General features: G+C 72.2%; 6 protein-coding genes. 4 read left to right on the top strand and 2 right to left on the bottom strand.

What is annotated here, in order from left to right; translation table 11 throughout:
- The first annotated feature begins 446 nt into the window (after positions 1-446).
- Both CCN42_RS17150 and CCN42_RS17145 read left to right on the top strand, forming a co-directional pair.
- Positions 447-1,388 (top strand): FHA domain-containing protein, encoded by a 942-nt coding sequence (locus CCN42_RS17150; protein WP_086736730.1) that lies wholly within the window; start codon positions 447-449, stop codon positions 1,386-1,388.
- 14 nt (positions 1,389-1,402) lie between these two features.
- Entirely contained in the window at positions 1,403-1,795 is a 393-nt protein-coding gene (locus tag CCN42_RS17145; protein WP_086736728.1) for a hypothetical protein, read from the top strand.
- 202 nt (positions 1,796-1,997) lie between these two features.
- Here CCN42_RS17145 and ppdK read toward each other — a convergent pair whose 3' ends face one another.
- On the bottom strand, positions 1,998-4,745 hold the full coding sequence (gene ppdK, locus CCN42_RS17140) for a pyruvate, phosphate dikinase (RefSeq protein ID WP_086167387.1): 2,748 nt from the start codon (positions 4,743-4,745) through the stop codon (positions 1,998-2,000).
- Positions 4,746-5,225: 480 nt separating this feature from the next.
- Positions 5,226-6,488 carry an ROK family protein gene (locus tag CCN42_RS17135; RefSeq protein ID WP_086736726.1) on the bottom strand — a complete coding sequence of 421 codons (1,263 nt, stop codon included), beginning with the start codon at positions 6,486-6,488 and terminating at the stop codon, positions 5,226-5,228.
- A gap of 120 nt (positions 6,489-6,608) precedes the next feature.
- On the opposite strand from CCN42_RS17135, the gene CCN42_RS17130 reads away from it, so the two are divergent.
- Complete coding sequence (locus CCN42_RS17130; protein WP_245877328.1) at positions 6,609-8,087, top strand: MGH1-like glycoside hydrolase domain-containing protein; 1,479 nt, start codon at positions 6,609-6,611, stop codon at positions 8,085-8,087.
- Positions 8,084-10,036, top strand: a complete 1,953-nt coding sequence (locus CCN42_RS17125) for an amylo-alpha-1,6-glucosidase (protein ID WP_086736724.1) — start codon at positions 8,084-8,086, stop codon at positions 10,034-10,036. The genes CCN42_RS17130 and CCN42_RS17125 overlap by 4 nt, the downstream gene beginning before the upstream one ends.
- Positions 10,037-10,050 lie beyond the last annotated feature (14 nt).

Below are 10,050 nucleotides of genomic sequence, written 5' to 3'. Positions count from 1 at the left end.
GTGCCACCCCCCACACCGCCTCCCCACGCCACCATCACGAAACGGCCACACTCACCACGCGCAGTGCGGCCCGGCACCAGGGGGGTGTCGTCCCTCACGCACCTGACGTCCGGGGGGACGAGATGACCAACCCGTACACCGCACCACCCGCCAGCCCAACCACCCGGCCCAGCGCCCGGCTCCGCGCTGGGCCCGCAAACGCTACGCGCTGCCCGCCCTGGCCCTGGCCTTCTTCGTCGGCCTCGGCGCGGGCGCCGGCGAAGACGGGACCGAGCCGGACGCCAAGCCGGTGGCCGCCGAACCGGCCCCTGCGGAGTTCCGGCCGTCCCGGATGCTGTGGCAGGGCGAGGCCGATGGGCCTTTACTGGAGGGTGAGGATCACCAGAACAGGCGACTGAATCGTTTCGCCCGAGGCTGGCCGCTTCGCCAAGGCAGGAGGTCGTGCCATGGACCCGCCTCTGCGAGAGCGCGATCTACCGCACCTCGTGGTCGACCGCCCGGACCGGCTGCGCGGCCGGGTCTTCGTCCTCGACGACCAGCCGATGCTGGTCGGGCGGGACCCCGACTGCCAGATCCAGGTGGGCGATCCGGGCGTCAGCCGACGGCACGCGGTGGTGTGGCGGGCCTCGGGCCGGACCACCGTCGAGGATCTCGCCTCCACCAACGGCACCATGCTGAACGGTCACCCGGTGCTCGGGCAGCAGGTGCTGCACTCGGGCGACGTGCTGGATTTCGGGCCCTTGGAGATGCATTACGAAGAGCTACGCCCCGCCGACCGGACCGTTCAGGCCCCGAAGCCCGGAGTCGGAGGCACCTCGGACACCATGCCGGGCTGGGGCCGCGCCCCTGAGCCCGGGCCCGCGCCTTACGGCGCTCCCGCCGCAGGGCCGCCACCCTCCGGCCTGCCGGGCCGCCCGGCACCGCGCGAGGCCGGCCGTACGCCGCCCGGCGGCGAGCGGCGGTTCGACATCGGGGCACAGCAGGCCGACCGGCTGAGCAACGTCGCCGGGGACCAGTACAACTACATTCAGCAGGCTCAGCGCGAGAGCTTTTTCAAGGAGATCGCCGCGACCCGTACCAGGGCGCGACACCTGATCATGCTCGGCTTCCTGCTCTTTCTGGTCGGGAGCGGGATCTACGGCTGGGTGATCATTCGATTCATTGTCAGCACCAACGATGATATTTCGTCGGGGAGTTCGAACTTCGACTCCTCCCTGGAGCTGCTCGGACCGAAAGTGGCCGGGGTGCCGGTAGGGGCGGTCGGGTTCGCAATGGCGGCCCTCGGGACGGTACTGACGGTCATCGGGATCGTTCTGCACATCGTGGCGACGTCCCGGCGCCGCCGTTTCGAGGACGCCGACCGGCAGGCGTCCTGGCGGCAGCGGTGAGGAGATGGGGAGCCATGGCCTTCAACATCGGCAACCAGCAGGGCGGCGTGGTCAACAACGTCGCCGGGAACCAGACCGTTCACGGTGGCCAGTCGGCCGTCTTCACGGCGGGCGGGCAGGAGGTGCGCGGCCTGGTCCGGGAACTGAGGGCGTCGATCGAGCGGACGGCGTTGCCGCCGGCGATCGAGCCCGAGGTGCGGGCCGAGCTGGACTCGCTGGACGAGGAGGTCGCCCGGCCGGAGCCGGACCGGGAGGCAGTGGCGGGCCGGCTCGACCGGATCACCCGGCTGCTGTCCTCGGCGGGTGCGCTGGCCACGGCCGGCACCGGGCTGATCGGGCCGCTCGGAGCACTCGCGGGCTGGCTCGGCGCACTCGGCCAGCCGATCTTGCGGGCGATCGCAGGTTGATGGCAGGAGGCTGACGGAGAGGGCCTTGGCCCCGGTTCCCAGTTCGGCGGCGCGCCTTGACAGCCGCAGCAAGTGATGCGCGAGAGGGCGGCACCCCCGCACAGGGTGCCGCCCTCTCTTGAGAGACCGAAGCCGCCGCCGATCGGTGAGGGTCGGGTGACAAGCGGCGGCCTCGGAGCCTCGGTGCCGTGCCCGGCGGGGCTCAGCGGTGGTCGCTGCCCGCCGAGGTGGAGGCCGCGCGGCCGGCCTCCAGGCGGGCGACCGGGATGCGGAACGGGGAGCAGGAGACGTAGTCCAGGCCCACCTCGTGGAAGAAGTGGACGGACTCGGGATCGCCGCCGTGCTCGCCGCAGACGCCGAGCTTGAGGTCGGGGCGGGTGGCGCGGCCCGCCTTGGCCGCGGCGGCGACGAGCGAGCCGACGCCGTCCTTGTCGATGGTCTCGAACGGGCTGACGCCGAAGATGCCCTTCTCCAGGTACGCGGTGAAGAAGGAGGCCTCGACGTCGTCGCGGCTGAAGCCCCACACCGTCTGGGTCAGGTCGTTCGTGCCGAAGGAGAAGAACTCCGCCGCTTCCGCGATCTGGCCGGCCGTGAGCGCGGCGCGCGGCAGCTCGATCATCGTGCCGATGGCCAGCTTCAGCTCGGTGCCGGTGGCCTCCTGGACCTCGGCGATGACCTGGTCGGCCTCCTCGCGGACGATCTCCAGCTCCTGGACGGTGCCGACGAGCGGGATCATGATCTCCGCGCGCGGGTCGCCCTTGGCCGCCTTGCGCTCGGCCGCGGCCTCGGCGATCGCCCTCACCTGCATGGTGAACAGGCCCGGGATGACAAGGCCGAGGCGTACGCCGCGCAGGCCCAGCATCGGGTTCTGCTCGTGCAGGCGGTGGACCGCCTGGAGCAGGCGCAGCTCGTTCTCGTGCGGCTCCTGGCGGGACTCGGCGAGGGCCACGCGGACCGACAGCTCGGTGATGTCGGGCAGGAACTCGTGCAGCGGCGGGTCGAGCAGACGGACGGTGACGGGCAGGCCGTCCATCGCGGAGAACAGCTCCACGAAGTCCTTCTTCTGCAGCGGCAGCAGCTGCGCCAGGGCCCCCTCGCGCTCGTCCTCGGTGTCGGCCAGGATCAGCCGTTCGACCAGCTCGCGCCGGTCGCCGAGGAACATGTGCTCGGTGCGGCACAGGCCGATGCCCTGGGCGCCGAACCGGCGGGCGCGCAGCGCGTCCTCGGCGTTGTCGGCGTTGGCGCGCACCCGGAGGCGGCGCTTGCGGTCGGCGAACGCCATGATCCGGTGCACGGCCTGGACCAGCTCGTCGGCGTCGTCGGCGCCGGGGTGCATCCGGCCCTCGAAGTACTCGACGACCGGAGACGGGACGACGGGGACCTCGCCCAGGTAGACCTTGCCGGTCGAGCCGTCGATGGAGATGAGGTCGCCTTCCTCGACGACGTGCCCGCCGGGCACGGTCATCCGGCGGCGCTTGGTGTCGACCTCCAGCTCCTCGGCGCCGCAGACACAGGTCTTGCCCATGCCGCGGGCGACGACGGCCGCGTGGGAGGTCTTGCCGCCGCGCGAGGTGAGGATGCCCTCGGCCGCGATCATGCCGTCGAGGTCGTCGGGGTTGGTCTCGCGGCGGATCAGGATGACCTTCTCGCCGGAGCGGGACCACTTCACGGCGGTGTACGAGTCGAAGACCGCCTTGCCGACGGCCGCGCCCGGCGACGCCGCGATGCCCCGGCCGACCTGCTCGACCTTCGCCTTCTCGTCGAAGCGGGGGAACATCAGCTGGGCGAGCTGGGCACCGGTGACGCGCTGGAGGGCTTCCGCCTCGTCGATCAGGCCCTGGTCCACCAACTGGGTGGCGATGCGGAAGGCCGCGCCCGCGGTGCGCTTGCCGACGCGGGTCTGGAGCATCCAGAGCCGGCCGCGCTCGATGGTGAACTCGATGTCGCAGAGATCCTTGTAGTGGTTCTCCAGGGTCTCCATGATCTGCATGAGCTGGTCGTACGACTTCTTGTCGATCGACTCCAGCTCGGCGAGCGGGACCGTGTTGCGGATGCCCGCGACGACGTCCTCGCCCTGGGCGTTCTGCAGGTAGTCGCCGTAGACGCCCTGGTGGCCGGAGGCGGGGTCGCGGGTGAAGGCGACACCGGTGCCGGAGTCCGGGCCGAGGTTGCCGAAGACCATGGAGCAGACGTTGACCGCGGTGCCGAGGTCGTGCGGGATGCGCTCCTGGCGGCGGTAGAGCTTGGCGCGGTCGCCGTTCCAGGAGTCGAAGACCGCCTTGATGGCGAGGTCCATCTGCTCGCGCGGGTCCTGCGGGAAGTCGCGGCCCGCCTCCTTCTTGACGATCTTCTTGAAGGCGGTGACGAGCTTCTTCAGGTCGGCGGCCTCCAGTTCGGTGTCGACCGTGACCTTCTTGGCCTCCTTGGCCTTCTCCAGCGCCTCTTCGAAGAGGTCGCCGTCGACGCCGAGGACGGTCTTGCCGAACATCTGGATGAGGCGGCGGTAGGAGTCCCAGGCGAACCGCTCGTCGCCGGCCTGCTTGGCGAGACCCTGCACCGACTTGTCGGACAGGCCGATGTTGAGGACCGTGTCCATCATGCCGGGCATGGAGAACTTGGCTCCGGAGCGGACCGACACGAGGAGGGGGTCGTCGGTCTGGCCGAGCTTCTTGCCCATCCGCTGTTCCAGCGCTTCGAGGTGCGCACTCACCTCGTCACGCAGTGCCGCCGGCTCCTCGCCGCTGTCCAGGTAGACCTTGCAGGCCTCGGTGGTGATGGTGAAGCCGGGCGGGACGGGAAGGCCCAGGTTGGTCATCTCGGCGAGGTTCGCGCCCTTGCCGCCGAGGAGGTCCTTGAGGTCCTTGTTGCCCTCGGTGAAGTCGTAGACGAACTTCACGCCCTCAACGCTGCCGGCCTGCTCGGCTACCTGAGGATCTTTGTTTTCCGACACGGGTCTCGACTCCTTGAGGCCGCGGTGGCTGCCCTGACGGCGAGGAACATACCCAGATCGAAGGCTGCTGGGTACGTCCACTTGCGCGTCATGCGCCTGTAACCACCCGTCCGCCAGCGGATCGAAAGTCAAAGCTTGGCAAGTCGCCGACGGGCGATGTTTTCATTTCTTGAACGCAGCAACGCCCGTAGACCGGATTCATCGCTCACATGAGCGGCCTCCAGCGCGTTTGAGTTCGATCGGTGAACGATCAAGGGGTGGCACTGAGTGCCACCCCTTGGAGAAGTGCAGTCGCCCATGATCCGCTCATCTGAGCGCATCCCTTATCAAGGGTGGCGAGAATCACGCTGCCACAGCCGACGGGATTTCACCATGCGGACGGGTCCCCAAGACGGAACCCACGGCGGAAATACCCTCGTCACACCCCAGGTCACACCGCCACCTGCCCACCCGTGCGACACCGCCACGTCCGCACCCGTGTCACACCCCCATCGCCCGCAGCCGCTCCTCCACCCGCTCCGGCGCGTACAGGTGCTCCACGACCAGCGCTCCCGCCCCCATCAGGCCGGCCCGCTCCCCCAGCCGCGAGGTCACGACCTCCAGATGAGCGGTGGAGCGCGGCAGCGCCCGCTGGTACAGCAGCTCCCGCACACCGGTGAGGAACGGGGTTCCGGCCAGATCGCCCGCGATCATCAGCACCCCGGGGTTCAGCAGGGTCACGACCGTCGCGAGGACGTCGCCGACCCGGCGCCCGGCCTCCCGGGCCAGCCCCACCGCCTCCGGGTGCCCGGCCGCCAGCAGGGCGCGTACGTCCGAGCCGGAGGCCGCCCGCACCCCGCTCTCGGCGAGCCGCCGGGCCACGGCACCGCCGCTGGCGACGGCGGCGAGACAGCCGTAGGAGCCGCACCGGCACAGCGCGCCCGTGCCCTCCGGCACCCGGATGTGGCCGATGTCCCCGGCGCCGCCGTCGATGCCCCGGTAGACCGAGCCGTCGACCACGACTCCGGCACCGATGCCGGTGGAGACCTTGACCAGGACGAAGGCCGAGCAGTCGGGGTGGGACGTGCGCTGCTCGCCGTACGCCATGAGGTTGGCGTCGTTGTCGACCAGCACCGGCACCTCGGCGGCGCCCGTGTGCTCGGTGAAGGCGCGGGCGAGGCGGCCCCTTATGTCGTAGCCGTCCCAGCCGGGCATGATCGGCGGCTGGACGACCCGGCCGGTGTCGCTGTCGACCGGGCCGGGTACGGCGAGGCCGATGCCGCAGACCTCCTCGGCGCGATGCCCGGCCTTGTCCAGCAGTTCGGCGAACCAGCGGCCCAGTTCGCCGAGGACGGCGTCGGGGCCGTCCTCGACGAGGAGGGTGCCGGTGTGCTCGGCGTGGATCTCGCCGGTGAGGGAGAGGACGGCGGCCCGCGCGTGCCGGGTCTCCAGGTCGGCGGCGAGGACGACCGCGTGTTCGTCGTCGAACTCCAGGATGATGGAGGGCCGTCCGCCGAGCGGCGAGCCGACCGGGCCGCCGGCGCCCTCACGCAGCCAGCCTGCCCGGAAGAGCCGGTCCAGACGCTGTCCGACGGTGGCCCGGGAGAGTCCGGTGACCTGCTGGAGCGCGCCCCGTGTGGTGGCGCGCCCACTGCGCACCAGTTCGAGCAGTTCGCCGGCGCTCGCCTGGCTGCCGCTCTTTCCGGTCCCCGCGGTCCGTGCGGTCCCCGCCGTCCTTCCGGACCTTCCCGGCCGTCCGGTCATGCGCACCCCCTTGTGTTTCTCAAGCCTGCATTACATATTGAGTTTTGCGTGTTAAATAGACGTAACTCTATGGTGGCCAAGACCGAACCGGTCGGCCGGACGCCTTTCGGGGAGCCCCGAGTGGATCGCACCGCCCAACTGACCGTCCCCGGCGCCGAAAGCGCCCTCGCACACGATCCGCCGCACGGCCCCGAGGGGGCACGGACCGGTGTCAGGGCCAAGGCCATACGGGTCCTGGAGGCCAACTGGACGGGCACCTCCACCGTGCCGTCCCTCGGCCTGTATCCCCACCAGTGGTCCTGGGACTCCGCGTTCATCGCCGTCGGCCTGCGCCGTCTGTCCCCGTTACGGGCCCAGACGGAGCTGGAGACACTGCTCGCCGCGCAGTGGGGCGACGGACGCGTCCCGCACATCGTCTTCAATCCCTCCGTCCCGCTCGACGCCTACTTCCCCAGCCCCGACTTCTGGCGCTCCGTCACCGCGGGCCGGGCCGCGGGCGCCCCGCGCACCGTACAGACCTCGGGGATCGTGCAGCCACCGGTGCACGCGCTGGCGGCCTGGCTGGTGCACGAGGCCGATCCGGGCCTGTCCCGGGCGCGCGGCTTCCTCGCCGGGGTGTATCCGCGGCTGGCCGCCTGGCACCGCTATCTGCTGCACCGCCGTGACCTGGGCGGCGCCGGGCTCGCCTCGGTCGTCCACCCCTGGGAGCAGGGCATGGACAACAGCCCTTGCTGGGACGCCCCGCTGGCCCGTGTCACCCCTGCCCCGGCCCGCTCCTTCCGCCGCGCCGACCTCGCCCACGGCGCCCCCGAGGACCGCCCGACGGACCTGGACTACGGCCGGTACGTACGGCTCGCCGCGGACTACCGGGACCGCGGGTACCGGGACGCGCCGGGTGGCGGACACGGCGCCGGACAGGGCGGCTTCGCCGTCGAGGACCCCGCGTTCAACGCCCTGCTGATCGCCTCCGAGCACGCCCTCGCCCGGATCGCCCGGGAGCTGGGCGCGACGGGCACGGCCCGGCACGCGCGCGCGGAGCGGCTGACGGGCGTACTGATCGACCGTCTGTTCGACGAGCGGGAGGGGATGTTCCTCTGCCGGGACGTGCGCTCCGGCGAGCCGATCCCCGAGCGCGGGGTCTCCGGCCTGATCCCGCTGCTGCTGCCCGCCCTGCCCCGTGACGTCGTCCGTGCCCTGGTCCGGACCCTCACCGGCCCGCACTTCGGGCTCGGCGACACCACCCCCCTGGTGCCGAGCTACGACCTGCTCGGCGAGTCCTTCGACCGGCACCGGTACTGGCGGGGGCCCGCCTGGTTCAACACCAGCTGGCTGGTGGAGCGGGGGCTGCGCACACACGGCGAGCGGGCGCGGGCCGACGCGCTGCGCTCGGCGGTCCTCGACCTCGCGGACGCCTCCGGGTTCGCGGAGTACGTGGATCCGTACACCGGCGAGGCCTGCGGCGCGACCGGCTTCGGCTGGACCGCCGCCCTCGCCCTCGACCTGTCTTACCCGCACGACCCGAACGGCCGACCGGGGGAACGGCTGCCGCACGACCAGGCCACCGCCAGCAGTGAACTCAGGGGAGGGAACCGGGGATGACGGACCGGCATCATCCGCTCGTGCACGGCGGAACGTTCGCCGCCGTGGACGACGGCGGCGACATCAGCGGAGTACGGGCCGGCGGGGCGGGGCGCCCCGGACTGCCCGACGGGCTCTTCGTGCGCGACGCCCGGCACCTGAGCCGGTGGCAGCTCACCGTCGACGGCGCGGTGCCGCAGACGCTGTCCCCGGTGGCCGACGGGGACACCGCGCGGTGTGTGCTCGTTCCGCGCGGCGGCCGGCAGGAACCGCCCGCCTGCACGGTCTTCCGGGAACAGGCCGTCGGCGACAGCTCGTTCGTGGAGCGGCTGCGGGTCACCAGCAACCGCCCGGTGCCCACCACGGTCCGCCTCGCCATCACCGCCGACGCCGACTTCACCGACCAGTTCGAACTCCGCGCCGACCACCGCACCTACGACAAGCCGGGCGCCGTCCGCCGTCGCCAGGTCCTCGGCCACGGCCTGGAGTTCACCTATCAGCGCGGCGATTGGCGGTCGTGCACGACGGTCACCGCCGAGCCCGCCCCGGACTCCGTGGAGGAGACCGGCACCGGCGCCCGGCGCCTGGTGTGGACGCTTCACCTGGAGCCGCACGGCACGGCCGAGCTGACCCTGCGGGTGATCGCGCGACCGCACGGCGAGAAGCGGGCCCTGCGGGTACCCCGCTCCCCCGCCGCCGTGAGCGAGGACCTGCTGGCCCGGGAGGGCCGGTTCATGGAGGGCGTGGCCTTCCCCACCGGCTGGCCGGAGCTGGCGGCGGCCTGCGCCCGCGGCCTGGCCGATCTGGCCTCGCTGCAGATCCCGGCGACCGGCCCGGACGGGGAGGACCTGCGCGTCCCGGCGGGCGGCGCGCCCTGGTTCCTGGCGCTGCTGGGCCGCGACGCCCTGCTCACCGCCCTGTTCGCGCTGCCCTACCGCCCGCAGCTCGCCGCGGCCGTGCTGCCCGCGCTCGCCGCGACCCAGGCCACCGAGGCGCAGCCCGGTTCGGTGGCGCAGCCCGGCAAGATCGTGCACGAGGTGCGGTACGGCGAGCTGGCGCACTTCGGGCAGGTGCCGTTCGGCCGGTACTACGGCTCGGTGGACGCCACCCCGCTCTTCCTGGTGCTGCTCGGCGCCTATGTCGAGCAGACCGGGGACACCGCCCTGGCCCGCCGGCTGGAACCGCATGCCCGCGCGGCGGTCGGCTGGATGCTGGACCACGGCGGGCTGACCTCGCGCGGCTACCTCGTCTACCGCGCCGACCGGGGCGGCCTCGCCAACCAGAACTGGAAGGACTCCCCCGGCGCGATCTGCTGGGCGGACGGCACCCGGCCGAGCGGCCCGGTGGTGGCGGCGGGCGCGCAGGGGTACGCGTACGACGCCCTGCGCCGCACCTCGCAACTGGCGGGCTCCGTCTGGGCGGACGGCACCTACGCCGCGCTCCTGGAACAGGCGGCCGGGGACCTGCGGGACCGCTTCCAGCGGGACTTCTGGATGGCGGAGCAGTCCTTCCCGGCACTCGCCCTGGACCACACCGGCCGCCAGGTCGACGCGCTCGCCTCGGACGCCGGGCACCTGCTGTGGTCGGGGCTGCTGGACAAGGAGTACGGGAAGGCCGTCGGACGGCGCCTGGTGGAGGGGGACTTCTTCTCCGGCTGGGGCGTGCGCACGCTGGCGGCCGGGCAGCCGGCGTACCACCCGCTGTCGTACCACCGCGGCTCGGTGTGGCCGCACGACAACGCGCTGATCGCGCTCGGCCTGGCCCGCTACGGGCTGCACGACGAGGCTCGGACGGTCGCGCACGCGCTGGTGGACGCGGCGAACGTCTCCGGGCACCGGCTTCCGGAGGTGCTGGCCGGGTACGGCCGCGACATCCATTCCGAGCCGGTGCCCTACCCGCACGCGTGCGTGCGGGAGGCTCGGTCGGCCGCCGCGCCGCTCGCTCTGCTGACCGCGGTCGGGGGCGCCTGACCCCCGGGGTGGGG

Source organism: Streptomyces glaucescens (assembly GCF_002154375.1).
Classification (GTDB): domain Bacteria; phylum Actinomycetota; class Actinomycetes; order Streptomycetales; family Streptomycetaceae; genus Streptomyces; species Streptomyces glaucescens.
This window is presented reverse-complemented; position numbering and strand designations above follow the sequence as displayed.

Bases quoted from the DNA above. Each gene is read 5' to 3' on its own strand.
- CCN42_RS17150 (WP_086736730.1), top strand. From the start codon at position 447: ATGGACCCGCCTCTGCGAGAGCGCGATCTACCGCACCTCGTGGTCGAC.
- CCN42_RS17145 (WP_086736728.1), top strand. From the start codon at position 1,403: ATGGCCTTCAACATCGGCAACCAGCAGGGCGGCGTGGTCAACAACGTC.
- CCN42_RS17135 (WP_086736726.1), bottom strand. From the start codon at position 6,488: ATGACCGGACGGCCGGGAAGGTCCGGAAGGACGGCGGGGACCGCACGG.
- CCN42_RS17125 (WP_086736724.1), top strand. From the start codon at position 8,084: ATGACGGACCGGCATCATCCGCTCGTGCACGGCGGAACGTTCGCCGCC.